The organism is Mycolicibacterium wolinskyi (assembly GCF_002101965.1).
Taxonomy (GTDB): domain Bacteria; phylum Actinomycetota; class Actinomycetes; order Mycobacteriales; family Mycobacteriaceae; genus Mycobacterium; species Mycobacterium wolinskyi.
Genome location: NZ_LQQA01000009.1, coordinates 228525 through 243871, shown reverse-complemented (window position 1 = coordinate 243871; position 15347 = coordinate 228525). Strand labels below are relative to the sequence as shown.

The 15347-nt window shown below is 66.3% G+C and carries 15 protein-coding genes, 1 tRNA gene and 1 pseudogene; 10 read left to right on the top strand and 7 right to left on the bottom strand.

Features of this window, described 5'->3' with window-relative positions; translation table 11 throughout:
- Nucleotides 1-122: 122 nt before the first annotated feature.
- Nucleotides 123-230, bottom strand: a pseudogene (locus AWC31_RS38205) (hypothetical protein); the annotation flags it as partial.
- A gap of 95 nt (nucleotides 231-325) precedes the next feature.
- On the opposite strand from AWC31_RS38205, the gene AWC31_RS08565 reads away from it, so the two are divergent.
- Nucleotides 326-407, top strand: a tRNA-Leu gene (locus tag AWC31_RS08565).
- A 51-nt stretch (nucleotides 408-458) separates the two neighbouring features.
- On the opposite strand, the gene AWC31_RS08560 is transcribed toward AWC31_RS08565, so the two are convergent.
- The 3 genes from AWC31_RS08560 to AWC31_RS37800 all read right to left on the bottom strand — a co-directional run bounded on the left by AWC31_RS08560 (nucleotide 459) and on the right by AWC31_RS37800 (nucleotide 3522).
- Nucleotides 459-1208, bottom strand: a complete 750-nt coding sequence (locus AWC31_RS08560) for a potassium channel family protein (protein ID WP_067858229.1) — start codon at nucleotides 1206-1208, stop codon at nucleotides 459-461.
- 103 nt (nucleotides 1209-1311) lie between these two features.
- Entirely contained in the window at nucleotides 1312-3135 is a 1824-nt protein-coding gene (locus tag AWC31_RS08555; RefSeq protein ID WP_085143824.1) for a fatty acyl-AMP ligase, read from the bottom strand.
- Between the two features lie 102 nt (nucleotides 3136-3237).
- Complete coding sequence (locus AWC31_RS37800) at nucleotides 3238-3522, bottom strand: DUF4333 domain-containing protein (RefSeq protein ID WP_234791032.1); 285 nt, start codon at nucleotides 3520-3522, stop codon at nucleotides 3238-3240.
- A 77-nt stretch (nucleotides 3523-3599) separates the two neighbouring features.
- On the opposite strand from AWC31_RS37800, the gene AWC31_RS37795 reads away from it, so the two are divergent.
- Nucleotides 3600-3740, top strand: a complete 141-nt coding sequence (locus tag AWC31_RS37795) for a hypothetical protein (protein WP_234816770.1) — start codon at nucleotides 3600-3602, stop codon at nucleotides 3738-3740.
- A 47-nt stretch (nucleotides 3741-3787) separates the two neighbouring features.
- Here the strand turns inward: AWC31_RS37795 and AWC31_RS08545 are convergent, their stop codons facing one another.
- Nucleotides 3788-5131, bottom strand: coding sequence for a neutral zinc metallopeptidase (locus tag AWC31_RS08545; protein ID WP_234816769.1), 1344 nt, complete (start codon nucleotides 5129-5131; stop codon nucleotides 3788-3790).
- 400 nt (nucleotides 5132-5531) lie between these two features.
- Between AWC31_RS08545 and AWC31_RS08540 the strand changes: the two genes are divergently transcribed.
- The 6 genes from AWC31_RS08540 to AWC31_RS08515 all read left to right on the top strand — a co-directional run bounded on the left by AWC31_RS08540 (nucleotide 5532) and on the right by AWC31_RS08515 (nucleotide 11491).
- Nucleotides 5532-6119, top strand: a complete 588-nt coding sequence (locus AWC31_RS08540) for a peroxiredoxin (RefSeq protein ID WP_085143874.1) — start codon at nucleotides 5532-5534, stop codon at nucleotides 6117-6119.
- 2 nt (nucleotides 6120-6121) lie between these two features.
- A complete protein-coding gene (gene ahpD / locus AWC31_RS08535; RefSeq protein ID WP_067858115.1) occupies nucleotides 6122-6655 on the top strand; it encodes an alkyl hydroperoxide reductase AhpD in 534 nt (177 codons plus the stop codon).
- 166 nt (nucleotides 6656-6821) lie between these two features.
- The gene (locus AWC31_RS08530) at nucleotides 6822-8147 is read left to right on the top strand and encodes an MFS transporter (protein WP_085143822.1); all 1326 of its coding nucleotides are present in this window, start codon (nucleotides 6822-6824) and stop codon (nucleotides 8145-8147) included.
- Nucleotides 8144-9130, top strand: coding sequence for a LacI family DNA-binding transcriptional regulator (locus AWC31_RS08525; RefSeq protein ID WP_085143821.1), 987 nt, complete (start codon nucleotides 8144-8146; stop codon nucleotides 9128-9130). The genes AWC31_RS08530 and AWC31_RS08525 overlap by 4 nt, the downstream gene beginning before the upstream one ends.
- A gap of 94 nt (nucleotides 9131-9224) precedes the next feature.
- Nucleotides 9225-10427, top strand: a complete 1203-nt coding sequence (locus AWC31_RS08520; protein ID WP_085143820.1) for a cytochrome P450 — start codon at nucleotides 9225-9227, stop codon at nucleotides 10425-10427.
- A 50-nt stretch (nucleotides 10428-10477) separates the two neighbouring features.
- Nucleotides 10478-11491: a phosphotransferase gene (locus AWC31_RS08515; RefSeq protein WP_234816777.1), complete on the top strand. Its 1014-nt coding sequence runs from the start codon at nucleotides 10478-10480 to the stop codon at nucleotides 11489-11491.
- A gap of 20 nt (nucleotides 11492-11511) precedes the next feature.
- On the opposite strand, the gene AWC31_RS08510 is transcribed toward AWC31_RS08515, so the two are convergent.
- Complete coding sequence (locus tag AWC31_RS08510) at nucleotides 11512-12201, bottom strand: TetR/AcrR family transcriptional regulator (RefSeq protein ID WP_165765931.1); 690 nt, start codon at nucleotides 12199-12201, stop codon at nucleotides 11512-11514.
- A 109-nt stretch (nucleotides 12202-12310) separates the two neighbouring features.
- Here AWC31_RS08510 and AWC31_RS08505 point away from each other — a divergent pair, with 109 nt between their 5' ends.
- A complete protein-coding gene (locus AWC31_RS08505; protein ID WP_085143818.1) occupies nucleotides 12311-13549 on the top strand; it encodes an NAD(P)-binding domain-containing protein in 1239 nt (412 codons plus the stop codon).
- On the opposite strand, the gene AWC31_RS38135 is transcribed toward AWC31_RS08505, so the two are convergent.
- The gene (locus AWC31_RS38135; protein WP_085143817.1) at nucleotides 13550-14281 is read right to left on the bottom strand and encodes a FadR/GntR family transcriptional regulator; all 732 of its coding nucleotides are present in this window, start codon (nucleotides 14279-14281) and stop codon (nucleotides 13550-13552) included.
- A gap of 200 nt (nucleotides 14282-14481) precedes the next feature.
- Between AWC31_RS38135 and AWC31_RS08495 the strand changes: the two genes are divergently transcribed.
- A complete protein-coding gene (locus AWC31_RS08495; RefSeq protein ID WP_110774987.1) occupies nucleotides 14482-15333 on the top strand; it encodes an NAD(P)-dependent oxidoreductase in 852 nt (283 codons plus the stop codon).
- The last annotated feature ends 14 nt before the right edge of the window (nucleotides 15334-15347 follow it).

Below are 15347 nucleotides of genomic sequence, written 5' to 3'. Positions count from 1 at the left end.
CCCAAATACAGGCCAAGCAGGTAGGCATATTCACGCCGCGGGAGCACAGCTGGATCATGGTCGACGCCGCAGGGAGACGCCGCACTCGGTAGTCGTAGTCGGTTCGGCGGGCGTCGGCGCCAATACTGCACAGTTGGACGCGGTATTCCAGTACGTCGAGCAATCGCAGAGTCGTTCATTCCGGCTTCGATCAGTCGCTGGACTTCCTGGAACTCGCCGGCAGACCGCATAACGCCTCCTTTCGGCGGATGCTGGTGTGCTGACGTTAACCAGAGACACCGACAGGTCAGGCAGCGCGGTGGGACGCTAAGCTTGACGGGCTTGCGCGCGAGTGTCGGAACTGGCAGACGAGATGGATTTAGGTTCCATTGCCCTAGGGCGTGGGGGTTCGAGTCCCCCCTCGCGCACTCAAGTCGCATGTGCCTCGCAAACGCGATATCGCATGCGATATCAGGTTTTCAAGACCGGTACTGGTGTCCGGAGCCGTCGATGACCGGCGCGCCCCGCAATTCCTCCCGCAGTGACGCGATCTCGGCTCGGAGCTGATTGATGTGGGCGGCTGTGGCCGCGGCGGTGGCGGTTTCGTCGACCGTGACACTCTGCACGATCCACGACGCGATCGTCGCGGTGATCGAGCCGACCAGGCTGATCCCACCGATCATCAACAGCGCCGCGATGACTCGACCCGTCGTCGTGACCGGATACATGTCGCCGTAGCCGACCGTCGTGATCGTCGTGATCGCCCACCAGACCGCGTCACCGAAGTCGGTGATGTGGGCGTCGGGTGCCCCGCGCTCGGCCTGCAGGACGGCCAGCGATGCAACGTACACAAGTAGGACCGCGCCCGAGATCGTGTACAGGACGACCTTGCCGCGGATGGCGTTGCCGACGGCTTTCTGCAGCACGCTGATGAGCACGATGAGACGCAACAGCCGCAGCGGCCGCAGCAACGGCAACAGGACGATCATGAGGTCGAACAGGTGCGTCACGAACCATTGCTTGCGGTCGGGCGCCAGGTAGAGCCTGGCGACGTAGTCGGCGGTGAACACCGCCCACGTGAGGAGAGTCGCCATGTTGATGGCACGAGCGGCCAGCCCGTGGGGCTGAACGAGGACCTCGATCGTGTACGCCGCCAAGAACACCGCGGCCACCGCCGCAAGCGGCCACTCGGCGCGGTGTTCCCAATTGTCGAGGCGCCGTTGCTGCATCGTCACGTCAAGGAGTGTGCGGCACGAATGCGGCATCGGTCGCGGCAACCCGGTGTTTTCCCGATCGGCCGAGTCGGGATGGCCGTCGACCCGGCCCAAAAACCTACCGGTCGAACTCGCCGGCCAGATACTCGTTCCGGCACGCGTTGCGCGCGAGTTTCCCGCTCGTGGTGCGCGGGATGACACCGGCCGCGACCATCCGCACGTCGGCGACCCGTACCTGGTGTTGACGCGACACCGCGGACCGGATCGCGTCGACGATCGGCCCGGGCTCGGCGCGGCCCGCGCCCGCCGCGCGCTCGGCGACGACCACTAGTTGCTCACCGCGCTCGCCGGGTACCGAGAAGGCCGCGACGTATCCCGAGCGCACCGCACGCGATGACAGGCTGACCGTGGTCTCGATGTCGGTGGGGTAGTGGTTGCGGCCGTCGATGATGATCATGTCTTTGATCCGGCCGGTCACGTACAGGTCGCCGTCGACGTAGACACCCAGATCGCCGGTGGCCAACCACAATCCGTCGTCGCCGACGCCTTCGGCGTGGCTGCCCGTCTCGAGGCGGGTCTGCAGCTTGTTACCGAACACTCGCTGTGACTCATCGGGGCGGCCGAAGTAGCCGCGGCCGACGTTGTTGCCGTGCAGCCAGATCTCTCCGACCGTGCCGTCGGCCATCTCGTCGCCATCGGGCCCGGCGATCACGACCCATTGGTTGGGGATCGCGCGGCCGCACGACACGTGCGCGACCGCACCCTCGGCGCTCGCGTCGACGATGATGGCCTGCCCGGCGTTGAGCTGCTCGCGATCCAGGTAGATGACGCTGGCGGTCTCGTGCGGGGCGATGCTGGCCACCGACAGCGTGGCCTCGGCCATGCCGTAGGACGGTTTGACGGTCGTCGCGGGCAGCCCGTATGGGGCGAACGCGGTCGTGAACTCCTCGATCGAGGACATGGTCACCGGTTCGGACCCGTTGAGCAGCGTGACGACATTGCTCAAGTCGATCGACTCGCCCTTCGGGGGCAGCCCGCGTTGTGCGCACAGTTCGAATGCGAAGTTCGGCGCCGCGGCCAGGGTCGGCCCGGTCGCGGCCTCCTCGGCGAGGCGTTTGATCCAGCGGTAGGGCCTGCGCACGAACGCCATGGGGTCCATCAGGGTGATGTGGTTGCCGCACAGTGCCGGGAACATGATCATGATCAAGCCCATGTCGTGATACAGCGGCAGCCAGCTCACGCCGCGGATGCCCATCTCGAGGTCGCCGGCGAGAATCATCTGGATCACGTTGGTGCACACATTGCGGTGGGTGATCTCCACGCCGGCCGGGGTACGGGTCGAACCCGATGTGTACTGCAGATAGGCGATGTCGTCGGTGTCGCGGGCGACCTCGGTGAACATCGGTGCGAGTGAATCCGGAACCGCGTCCACCGCGATCATGCGTGGCCGCTCCGCAGCGGGCAGGGTGCGCAGGAAATTGCGGACCGACTCCGACGCGGCGGTCGTCGTCAACACCACGGTCGGCTTGGCGTCGGCGAGCACGGCGGCCAGCCGTTCGGCATGGCCGGCAAGGCTCGGCGCGAACAGCGGGACGGCGACGTTTCCGGCGTGCACGGCGGCGAAGAACGCCGACACGTAATCGACGCCCTGCGGCGCGAGAATCGCCACCCGGTCGCCGGGAGAGGTGACCTGCTGCAGGCGTGCACCCACCGAGCACACCTGCGACCACAGTCCGTTCCAGCTGAGCTCGATCACGCGCCCGTCGGGATCGGTCGAGTAATCCACGAAGCGGTACGACGGTGCATCGCCGAACCTCGCGCGATTCCGATCCAGGAACGACGTCAGCGTCACGCCGTCGGGCACCACGATGGTGCCGTCGGCATTGACATAGTCCTCAATGCTGGACTCAACGGCAGTGTTACCCAAGGCATCCCGACCCATAGCACAGACACTAGTAGTGGTGCTAAGTATCCAAGGAACCGGAGCGGCATGACAGTTGTCACTGCCTCGGCGTATTTGTGATCTTGATTACAGATTGAGGCGCTATCGCGGCCCGTCAACGGCATAGGTGCCGCTGTCGTCGGTGAATTCGACGGTCACCTGCCGCACGGTGGCGTTGATGTCCACCGCGCACGTGAAGGTGGCGCCGACCTTCACTTCCGGGTTGCGGCCGTTGTTGCACGCGACGGCTGCCACGTCGTTGGCCCCGTACCCGTGGATCGGGTTCGACAGGATCTCGGCGACGCCGGCTTCCGCTTGTCGGACGTCGAGGCGCGTACCGCTCGACTCGCCCAACTGCCAGACCGCCAGCCCGACGGCGACGAGCACGACTGCGCCTACCGCGGCCCCGGCGATGAGCCAGCGACGCGAACGGCCGCGCGGCGGCGTGCGAACCGGGTGCTGCGGTGGGGGAGGGACCGGCGCAGGCGGCCGAGGGGCGGGCCGCGGTGCGGCGTGCTGCGGTCGGTGGCCGGCTGGTCGCGGCGGTTGCCACGCCGGCGGGCGATCCGCCGGGGCGCCTGGCGGCGGTGCGCCGCCCGGCCTGACCCACCAGGGCTGCTCGGGACCGCTCATCGTTTCTCCTCCGCCGCGCTCACGGGAACCGCTGGTAGCACTGGGCGTCGTCACCTTGCAGGCCGGACCGATACGCGAGGATCCGGCTGAACCCGGCACCCAGGAGCGCGCCGTTGACATCACTGGCGGCCAGCCCATTGGTGAGCAGGCCGCTGATCGCCTCGTCGGTGTCGCCGGCGGACAGCCGGATCGCCTGGTCGGGTTCGGCCATCCTGGCCTGCGCCACGCCCGTCAGACATCCGGTGCGCATGGCCGACACCGGCGTATCGATCGCGAGCCCTTTCTGGTGCTGTACGGCGAGCGCATAGCGCGACGTCAGCACCGATATCGCGGTGTTGTCACCCTGCAGCAGTTCCTGTTCGTCGTTTTCGTTCTTGGCCTCGCCGAGGGCTTTCAGGCCAGGCGGATCCACCGTGATGGTGTTGGTCGACGGGCAGTACGACGCCGGCGGCGAGGGTTTGGCGTCGGGGCATTCGGCGGGTTCGGTGCTCAGCTTCGGCGGAGTGGCCGGAGCATAGATCTGCCCGAGCACCTCCATCAGATCGGTGAGCAGGTCGGTGGTGATCGTGGTGTTGCCGGACTGCGTCTGGCCGAAGAACTCCGAGTCGAGGAACTTCGGGAGGTCTCCGCGCCGCTTCTTGATCTCGGTCATGTCGATCGCCGCGCATTGGTCGACGTTGCCGCTGAACCCGATCTGGAACGCGCTGACGCGGTCGAGTGCCGACCCGTGTTCGTTGCCGGTCATGACCGCGTTGAGTTGCGTCATCAACGGGTCGCGGATGTAGATCAGGCCCGCGAGCACGTGGTTGAGTCCGTCGCCGGTGCTCAACTCGAAGCGCGGTGAGTTCCCCGCCGCGACCCAGCGCAGATACACCCCCGCGAAGCAGTCGGCCTGCTGCTCGGACACCAGCACGGGCGTCGAGGGGTCGACGAGTCTGGCCTGGTGCTGAACGGCGTGGCCGTACTCGTGGGCCATCACGCCGACGACGCCCATCTGGCCGAAATACTGTGCCGCGACCGGGATGGCCACACCGCGGTCCCACGCCATCACGTCGGCGTTCGTGCAATAGAACGCATTCGTCAGCCCCAACGTGTTCTGGCCGCAGATCTCCAGCCCCGGCTCTTGATCGGAGTTGAACGACACCAGGCGCTCGACGGGCGTGAACTCGCCGAACAGCGAGCCGCCTCCGTAGTTCTGCGACCAGAAGTCTTCGATGTCGTCGATCGCGAGCAGAGCCAGATTGTCGATCTGGCCCCCGTCGGTGTTCTCGGCGCTACGGGCCGGCGCCGGCGCAGCGGGACGGACCCCGCTGTGGCCCTCGGTCACCGGCAATCCGCCGACACGGTTGGGATCGAACAACATCGAGGTCGCTTTACCCTGAACCACTGTGCCGCTGCCGCACCCCGCCAGCAGGACCGCACAACACGCCAGGCTGACCCACCAGCAAAGCCGCCCCAACTGATCCGCCTTCCCTGCGTTCACCCATGCCAGTTCTACCCGCTCGCGCCGGTGTCCGGCATTCGACAGCGGCGACAATGACACCGGTATGAACATTTTCGACGAGCTTGTGTCCCGGCTCGCTCCCTGATCTCGTCGTCTCCGGCGACATCACGGTTCGCGTCGTGACGCCGAGCGCACGCTGATCGGTTTGTGCGGACAATCACGGCTCTATTCGGTTGCCACAACCGCCCTTCACCAGCCAGAATCAAGATCGTAAATTCTGGAATGATTCCAGAAAATCGAGACGATGGGATATGTTGCGATGGCAATTTTGTCGATTGGTGCTCAGTTTCCGGAATATGACCTGACCGCCGTCATCGGTGGGGATCTCTCCGAGGTCGACGCCAAGCAGCCCGACGACTACTTCACCCGCGTGACCGACAAGGACCACGACGGCAAGTGGCGCATCATCTTCTTCTGGCCCAAGGACTTCACGTTCGTGTGCCCGACGGAGATCGCCGCGTTCGGCAAGCTGAACGACGACTTCGAGGACCGCGACGCCAAGGTCATCGGTGTGTCGATCGACAACGAGTTCGTGCATTTCCAGTGGCGCGCTCAGCATGGGGACCTCAAGAAGCTGCCCTTCCCGATGGCTTCGGATCTCAAGCGTGAACTCGCGCTTGCGACCGGCGTTCTCAATGCCGACGGCGTCGCCGACCGGGCGACCTTCATCGTCGACCCCAACAACGAGGTGCAGTTCGTGTCCGTGACGGCCGGTTCGGTGGGCCGCAACGTCGACGAGGTGCTGCGTGTACTCGACGCTCTGCAGTCCGACGAGCTGTGCGCGTGCAACTGGAAGAAGGGCGATCCGACGATCAAGGCCGGCGAGCTTCTGGCCGAGGCGGTCTGACGATGAGCATCGACAACATCAAAGAAGCGCTCCCGGAGTACGCGAAGGATCTCAAGCTCAACTTCGGCAGCATCGTCAAGTCGACCGAGCTGACCGAACAGCAGCTGTGGGGTGCGTTGGTGGCGACGGCCGCCGCGACCAAGTCCCAGCAGTTGCTGCGCGAGATCTCCGAGGACGCACTCGACGTGCTCAGCGCGGAGGCCTACCACGCCGCACTCGGCGCGGCCTCGATCATGGGGATGAACAACGTCTTCTACCGCACCAAGGGCCAGTTGGACGGTCGCTACGACGATCTGCGGGCCGGTCTGCGGATGAACATCATCGCCAATCCCGGCGTCGAGAAGGCCGATTTCGAGCTGTGGTCGCTCGCGGTGTCGGCGATCAACGGCTGCGGGCATTGCCTGGCCGCACACGAGACCGTGCTGCGCGACGCCGAGGTGTCCCGATCGACGATCTTCGAGGCCATTCGCCTGGCGTCGATCGTCTCGGGTGTCGCCCAGGCGCTCCTCACCGCGGAGACGCTCGCGGCGGTCTGACCGGCGCCCGCGCCCAGGATTGCCCACGTTTGTCACGCTGGAGTGGCTGTCGAAGCCGAATGCCACTCCAGCGTGACAGTGGCGCCACAAGTCAACCGCCCGAAGCCGCTTACGCGCATAACCAAACCGGTAAACTCCCTTCTCGCATCACGAGAGGCGGGTTTCTGTGACAGCCACCGGGAACGAGGCCGCGGTCCGCAAGGCCATCACGGGCGCATCCATCGGCAACGCCGTGGAATGGTTCGACTTCGCCATCTACGGCTTTCTGGCGACGTACATCGCCGCCAACTTCTTCCCGACCGGCAACGAGACGGCCGCTCTGCTGAACACGTTCGCGATCTTCGCCGCGGCGTTCTTCATGCGCCCGCTCGGCGGATTCGTGTTCGGCCCGCTCGGCGATCGCCTGGGCCGCCAGCGCGTGCTGGCCGTGGTCATCCTGCTGATGTCGGCGGCCACGCTCGGCATCGGCCTGCTGCCCAGCTACGCCACGATCGGTGTCGCCGCGCCACTGCTGCTGTTGCTGCTGCGCTGCCTGCAGGGATTCTCGGCCGGCGGTGAATATGGCGGTGGCGCAGTCTATCTCGCCGAGTACGCCACGGAACGCCGACGCGGCCTCACGGTCACGTTCATCGCATGGTCGGGTGTGCTCGGTTTCCTGCTCGGCTCGATCACCGTCACGCTGCTGGCGGCGTCACTGTCACCCGAGGCCATGGACAGCTACGGATGGCGAATCCCGTTCCTGATCGCCGCACCGCTCGGATTGGTCGGCCTCTACATCCGGCTGCGACTCGACGACACCCCGGAGTTCACCAAACTCGACAAATCGGACCGGGTCGCCAAATCCCCACTGCGCGAAGCGGTCCGGACTGCACGCAAGCCGATACTCCAAGTCATCGGCATGTTCATCGTCTTCAACGTCGGCTACTACGTCGTGTTCACGTTCGTGCCGACCCACTTCATCAAGACCCTGCAGTTCAGCAAGACCGAGTCGTTCGTCTCGATCACGCTCGCCAGCCTGACCGCGCTCATTCTGATCTTGCCGCTCGCGGCGCTGTCGGACCGCATCGGGCGCAAGCCGCTGCTGATCGCCGGTTCGGTCGGCTTCACGGTGTTCGCGTATCCGCTGTTCCTGCTGATGAATTCGGGCTCGGTCGTGGCGGCGATCGTCGGGCACTGCCTGCTGGCCGCGATCGAATCCGTGTACGTGGCGACGGCGGTGACGGCCGGGGTTGAACTGTTCGCGACCCGGGTCCGCTACAGCGGCTTCTCGATCGGCTACAACATCGCCGTCGCGGCGTTCGGCGGCACCACACCGTACGTCGTCACCTGGCTGACGGCCGCGACCGGCAATCATCTTGCGCCCGCGCTCTATCTGATCGCCGCCGCGATCGTCTCGGTCGCCACCGTACTCACGCTGCGCGAAAGTGCGGCGCGCCCGTTGCCCGGTGTGGAACCCGCGACCGACGAGCGACGTGCCACGATGGCACCGTGAGCACCACCAAAGGTCGACCGACGAAGGCCGACGTCGCCAGACTTGCCAACGTGTCGACCGCGACCGTCAGCTATGTGCTCAACAACGTTGAAGGGCAACGTATCTCAGAGCAGACCCAGGCCGCGGTACGCAACGCCGCGGCCCAGCTCGGTTATCGGCCCAACCTCGCCGCCCGCAACCTCGCGGTCGGCGGCAGCGGCGTGGTGCTCTACATCGTCGGCCGGCTCTCATTGGGCAACCTGCCGATCGAAGTCGGTAGCCGTCTCACCACCGCGCTCGCCCGGCACGGCATCGTGTTGTCCCTTCAGTTCGAGACCGACGATGACCGCAACGTCGTCGACGCCATCGCCGACCTCAACCCGGTGGCCATCACCAGCACGTTCCCGTTGACCGGCAACGCACTGGCGGCGGCCACCGCGTCGGGGATACCGCAGATTCACCTCGGCAGCTCGCAGTTGCACGCGATCGGCGCGTTGGATCGCAGCATCGGTGAGATGCGCGTCGAACACCTGGCGTCACGGGGACACACCCGGCTCGCGTTCGCCTACACGACCGACGAGGAACTGCGGCCCCTCGGCGACTACTGGCTGGTGGGTTTGCGCGCAGCCGCGCAGCGCCGAGGGCTGCCGGAGATCGGTGTGGCCAGCTTCGCCGCCGACGGTTCCAATGCCGCCGAGATCGTTTCGGGCTGGGCCGCCGACGGCGTGACCGCGATCTGCGCGCAAAGTGACGAGACGGCCTTCGTCGTGCTGCACGGGCTCCGTCGTGCCGGGTTGCGGTGTCCACAAGATATGGCGGTGATGGGCGTGAACGCCATCGAACTGGGCGCGGTCAGTGCGCCACCGCTCACGTCGGTGTCGTTCGACGCCAAGGCAATCGTCGACGTCGCGGTCGCGGCGATGATGTCGGAGCTGGGCTACCCCACTGATCAGGAACCCAGCAGCGCCGGCGTGGCAACGCTCATCGTGCGCGATTCCACTTAGATTCCGGCCTCGCCAACATTGATCCGCCGAGTCACTTACGCGCATAACCATCCGTGTGTAAACTCCGCTCTCGGACACAGAGAGGCGGATTTTCGTGACAGTCAGCGCCACGCAGAACGTGTACTTCGACCCCTACGACGTCGAAATCAACGCCAACCCGTACCCGACGTTCGCGCGACTGCGCGAAGAAGCGCCGCTGTACTACAACGAGCAGCACGACTTCTATGCGCTGAGCCGCTTCGCCGACGTCAACAAAGCGCTCATCGACCATGAGACCTTCAGCTCGGCACGCGGCGCGATCATCGAGTTGATCAAGGCCAACATCGACATCCCGTCGGGGGCGCTGATATTCGAGGATCCACCGATCCACACGACCCACCGGAAGTTGTTGTCGCGGATGTTCACGCCCCGCAAGATCAACGCGCTCGAACCCAAGATCCGGGAGTTCTGCGCACAGTCGCTCGATCCGCTCGTGGGGGCCGGAAAGTTCGACTTCATCACCGACTTCGGCGCCGTCATGCCGATGCGGGTTATCAGCGCGCTGCTGGGCATTCCGGAAGATGACCAGGAGATGATCCGCGACCATGCCAACGAACAGTTGCGCACCGAGGCGGGCAAGCCCATGAAGGCGGCCAAGGAGGGGCTGGTCGACGGGTCCATCTTCGAGACGTACATCGACTGGCGCAAGAACAACCCGTCCGACGACATCATGACCGAGCTCCTCAATGTCGAGTTCACCGACGAGCACGGCGTGACGCGTCACCTCACCCGCGAGGAATTGCTCATCTACATCAATGTCGTGGCGGGTGCGGGCAACGAAACCACCACCCGGCTGATCGGCTGGGCCGCAAAGGTTCTGGCCGAGCATCCCGACCAGCGGCGCCAACTCGTCGAGAGCCCGGCCCTCATCCCGCAGGCCATCGAGGAGCTGTTGCGCTACGAGCCGCCCGCACCGCACGTCGCCCGCTACGTCACCCGCGACGTCGAGTACTACGGCCAGACGGTGCCGGAGGGGAGTGTCATGATGATGCTCATCGGCGCGGCGGTCCGCGACAGTCGCCAATTCCCGCCGGACGGCGAGGTTTTCGACATCCACCGCGAACCACGCCAGCATTTGGCGTTCAGTGTGGGCACCCATTTCTGCCTCGGCTCGGCGCTCGCGCGCCTTGAGGGACGGATTGCGCTGGAGGAGATCCTGAAGCGCTTCCCGGAATGGGAGGTCGACTTGGACAACGCGGCCTTGTCACCGACTTCCACGGTCCGTGGCTGGGACTCGATGCCGGCGTTCGTGAGGTGACCGCCAGTCTGACCGTCCCGAAGGACTGGGACGAGATCACCCCTGGCTGGATGACCGCGGCGTTGTCCGGGCACCATCCGGACGCCGTCGTCGATGCGGTGAGGATCGACATGCGCGACGACGGGACCAACCGCCGTGCCCGCCTCGCGGTGACGTACTCCTCGGGCATCGGCCCGACCACCGTGTTCGCGAAAGCTGTTGACCCCGACCACAAGATCCTCATCAAGATGACGAGTGGTCTGCTGCACGAGCCGCGGCTGTTCAACTGCGGCGTGGATCTGCCGCTTGAGCACCCGACGGTGTACGCCGCGCCGATCGACGAGGCCGACGAGGATTTCCTGCTGGTCATGGAGGACCTCACCGCGCGCGGGGCAGATCCGCGCGATGCGACCCGGCCGCTGACCGTCGACGAGGCGGCCAGCGGAGTGTGCGGACTGGCGCGCATGCACGGAAAGTACTGGGATAAACGGCTTTCGGACAATCCGGCGCTCGGCTGGCTGGAACCGTTCCTGCCGTGGGACGGCATGGAGATCGCACCGTTGCCTGCCGCGCTCGAGCGGTTGGGCGACGATGCCCCCGACGAGGTCATGGCGCTGACCATCGAGGGTCTCATCGACGAGATCTGGAAGCCCTACATCCGTAGCCTCACCCGTTCACCGCAGACGCTGCTGCACGGTGACCCGCACATCGGCAACACCTATCTGTTGCCGAGCGGGGAGGTCGGCTTCCTGGACTGGCAGGTGGCCCGCCGCGGCAACTGGTCGCTCGATCTCGGCTATTTCCTGCAGGGCGCGTTGACGATTGCCGACCGGCGCAGCAGCGAACAAGCGCTGCTCGTCGAGTATCGCGATGCGCTCGGGCTGCCTGCCGACGAGCTGCCCTCGATGGACGAGATCTGGCTGCGGTACCGCGCCTCGGTCGCGCACGGCCTGACGCTGTGGCTGTGCACCGCGAGCGCGGGGGAGTTGTGGCAACGGCCCGACATCGCGCTCGCACTGGCGCAGCGTTATTCGGCGGCCTACGCCGACCTGCAGACCGCTGCCGCGATCGCCGACATCGCGTAGTCGTACCGGCAAGACAGGCGTCATTCGGGACCGACCACGGCGGCGATGACGCGGTCGACACCGGTCTGCGGCGGGTAGGTGCGGCCGGACGCCGGCTCGTCCGCGACCACCAGATCCAATAGGCCGTCGGCGAGTTCGAGCAGGTCCTCGGTCGAGCCGCCCATGGCGAAGCTGTGCTGTACCGAGACCATGCCGTGCAGGCCGGTCCACAGCGTGTGTGCGGCCTGGTGCAGGGGGAGTGCCAGCGGGTAGCCCGCGTCGGCCGATGCGGTGAGGCCCGCCCGCAGCAACCCCGACACCTGACGCGCGGGGTGATTGCCGAGCCGGCCCGGATCCACGGTGGGCTGGCGTACCTGGTACATCAGCCGGTAATGACCCGGATTGTCCACGGCGAAGCGGCAATACGCGTGGACCTGGGCGCGCAGCTTCTCCCGCGGACCGCCCGCCGCGGCGGTCAGACCGGCAGCCGACATCTGCTGGGCCAGTTGACGGTACTTGTCGGCGAGCGCCGCCCACACCAATTCGGCCTTGTCGGAGAAATGCAGGTAGATGCTGGGTGCCGCGACGCCCACTTCGTGCGCCACCGCGCGGATGGTCAGCTTCTCGTCGCCGCCCCAGCGGTCGAGCAGCCGGTTGACCGCGGCGAGGATGTCGGCGCGCAGCTGCTCGCCTTCGCCGCGGCGGTTGCGGCGCCGTGGCTTGGCGCCCACATTGTCGTTAGATGTGCTAGGAATCACCCGGGCGAGCCCTCCTGTCCAGCGCGTATCGGCGATAGGCTGCGTTTAACTGAACTTAGTTAGGTTAGCGGTAGGGGTCGAGATGAGTGTTGAGATCACCACGGATACGCAGGTCACGCGGCGTGCGCCGCGCGCCGGTGTCATCGGGCTTGGCATGATCGGCGGCGGTGTCGCGGTGAGCCTGGCCCGAAGTGGGCGCACCCCACTCGTCTACGACATCCGGCCCGAAGCCGCAGCCGACCTCGACGGGGTGCCCGCGACCGAGGCGTCGCCCGCGGAGGTCGCGCGCGAAAGCGACGTGGTCCTGATCGCCGTGGTCGACGCCGATCAGGTCCGCGCGGTGTTGAACGGTTCTGACGGCCTGCTCGCCGGGGCGCACCCCGGTCTCATCGTGGTGTTGCTGTCGACGGTCGCGGTGCCCGAGGTGCACGCCCTGGCCGAGCAATGTGCGGCTGCCGGGGTCGCGTTGCTGGATTGCGGTGTGACACCGGGCAATCTCGCCGCGCACAACGGTCTGGTCGCGATGGTCGGCGGCGATGATCACACCGTGCGCCGCGCCATGCCGGTGCTCGACGATTTCGCCAAGAAGGTCGTGCACTGCGGGCCGCTGGGTGCCGGGATGGCGACCAAGATCGCCCGAAATGTCGTGACCTACGGAACGTGGCGCGTCATGCACGAGGCGGCCGAGCTCGCGTCGTCGGCGGGTGTGGACCCCGAGACGCTGAAGACCGTGATCGAAGAAGCCGATCCGGACGGCACCACGATGTTCACCTTGCTTGGGCGCACGGAGGGCACGAAAGCCTTTGCGCCGCAGATACTGCGGTTGATGGACAAGGATCTCGCAGCCGCCCAGGAGCTGGCCGCCGAGGGTCGCGTCGCCGTTCCCGTGGTCGACGCGGTTCGCGAGCAGGGGACGGACACCCTGGGCATCGATGCTGAAAAGCCCAGCGACAAAACCGAACTCGGCCTCGCGGTGATGGGTGCCGTGTACGGCCAAGAGGTCGCCGACGCCATCCCGGCGCAGCGGACCCCGGCACTGGAGAAGACCGTCGACCATCTGTTCGCCGAGATCTGGAGCCGGCCGGGCCTTTCCATCCGCGATCGGCGACTGCTCGTGATGGGCGCGACGGCGATGTTGGGCCGGTCCGACCTCATCGAGGTTCAGGTCCGCGGCGCCCTGGCCAACCGTGAGCTCAGCGCCGAGGAACTCCGCGAGGCGGTGCTGCAGCTGTACTACTACGTGGGCTGGGGCAACGGAACTGCCCTGGAACGGGGTGTGGAGGCGGCGCTGGCGGCCTTCTCGGAACCTGCGAGCGCCTAGCTACCCGGCCGCGCGTACGTCCGGTTCGTCCGCGTCGGCAGGCTCGTCGGTGATGTGGCGCCACTGTTCGAAGTGCGCCGCCATCGTCGCGGCCGCGAGGTCCGGATCACGCAACCGAAGCGCGCCGACGATCTGTTGATGGATGAGATCGGTCCGGTAATGCCCGTGCTCGTCGGGCTCCTCGGAATTGATGGCGCGAACCCGTCGCTGGGTGAGCAGTTCGCGCAACACGTCCACCAGCCCGTCGGCGATCAGGTTCAACACCGGGTTGTCGACGATGCGGTAGAGGCAGCGATGAAAGTTGTAATCGGCGGCATCGGCTTTCTGGTGGTCGCCTGATGAAGAACCGTCGACCATCTGCTCGACGTAACTTTCGAGTTCGGCCAGATCCGCTGGCGTCGCCCTGACCGCGGCCGCACGAACGACGGTCTCCTCCAACATCTCCCGGCCGCGCTCGAGCTGATCGGTCGTGATGAGGCCGAGCCGCACGCTCAGATCGAAGTACAACCGCACCGGCGTCGGGCTGGTCGGGGCGAGGTGAATTCCGCTGCCCTGCGTGCGCGTCACCAGACCGAGAGACTCCAGGGCGGCGAGTTGCTCGCGGAGTGCTCCGCGGCTGATGCCAAGAGTCTCGGCGAGCTGACGTTCGGTGGGCAGCCGCGCGATCGAGCCGTCCGAGGTGCGCGTCGCAGAACTCATGATCTGCTCGACCACGCGTTCCAGGGCGTCCATCGTTCACCTTCCACGATTGGCCGACCAATGTGACCGGCGTCTCCACTGTAGCGGAGTGACCGGCCGCGCGGTTGTCAGCCGCAGCGGCAATCTCGCACTTCAGCGCCGTCCTTCCGTGTGCTCGGCAACCGGGTTGACATGAAGTGACCCACGCCATACCGTATTGGTTCAACCAATTTGGTTCGACCAATGTGGAGGCAGTGTTGAGTTCCGTCACGTTCGTCGGCCTGGGCGCGATCGGCCTTCCCATGGCCGCAGTGCTCGCGAAGGCCGGCCATCAGGTCGTCGGTGTCGACCCGTTCGAGCCGGCGCGGCAACGGGCCGCCGAAGCCGGGATCGACGCTGTCGCCGCCATCGGCCTCGCCTCGAAAACGCCGATCGTCGTGGTCATGGTGGCCACGCCAGAGCAGTTGGACACCCTGGTGTCGGAGGCGGGGCAGGAACTGGGCGGCCAGACCTGGATCGTGATGTCGACGATCGGTCCCGACGCGCTGACTGCTGCCGCTGCGCGGTTGACGGCCGCCGGAGCACGTGTCGTCGACGCCCCGGTTACCGGCGGAGTCGCCCGGGCCCAGACCGGCGAACTCGTCATCTTCGCGGCAGGCGCCCGAGACGACGTCGACGCGGTGCGCGATGTGCTCGACACACTCGGCACGGTCCGGTTCATCGGCTCCGATCTCGGCGGCGGGCAGGCGATCAAGGTGGTCAACCAACACCTGTGCTCGGTCCACATCGTGGCCGCGGCCGAGGCGTTGCACCTCGCCGATGCGCTGGGCCTGGACAAAGCCGCCGTACTCGACCTGGTTCAGCACGGTGCGGCCGGTTCGTGGATGCTCTCGGACCGCGGCCCGCGCATGCTCCTGGGCACCGACGCGCCGGTCACCAGCACCATCAACATCTTCGTCAAAGACAGCGGCCTGGTCGCCGATGCGGCCGCCCGCGCGGGCGCTCCGGTTCCGCTGCTCGACGTCGCTCGCTCCCGCTATCAGCAGGCCGGCGAGCTCGGCCTCGGACTCCGCGATGACAGCCGCGTCATCGAGACCTACGAATAACCGCCTGCCACGTC

Excerpts from the sequence above, each read along its gene's own strand:
- AWC31_RS08560 (WP_067858229.1), bottom strand. The coding sequence starts at position 1,208 with ATGCAGCAACGGCGCCTCGACAATTGGGAACACCGCGCCGAGTGGCCG.
- AWC31_RS08555 (WP_085143824.1), bottom strand. The coding sequence starts at position 3,135 with ATGGGTCGGGATGCCTTGGGTAACACTGCCGTTGAGTCCAGCATTGAG.
- AWC31_RS08540 (WP_085143874.1), top strand. The coding sequence starts at position 5,532 with ATGGCAATTTTGTCGATTGGTGCTCAGTTTCCGGAATATGACCTGACC.
- ahpD (WP_067858115.1), top strand. The coding sequence starts at position 6,122 with ATGAGCATCGACAACATCAAAGAAGCGCTCCCGGAGTACGCGAAGGAT.
- AWC31_RS08515 (WP_234816777.1), top strand. The coding sequence starts at position 10,478 with ATGACCGCGGCGTTGTCCGGGCACCATCCGGACGCCGTCGTCGATGCG.
- AWC31_RS08545 (WP_234816769.1), bottom strand. The coding sequence starts at position 5,131 with ATGTTGTTCGATCCCAACCGTGTCGGCGGATTGCCGGTGACCGAGGGC.
- AWC31_RS38135 (WP_085143817.1), bottom strand. The coding sequence starts at position 14,281 with ATGGACGCCCTGGAACGCGTGGTCGAGCAGATCATGAGTTCTGCGACG.
- AWC31_RS08505 (WP_085143818.1), top strand. The coding sequence starts at position 12,311 with ATGAGTGTTGAGATCACCACGGATACGCAGGTCACGCGGCGTGCGCCG.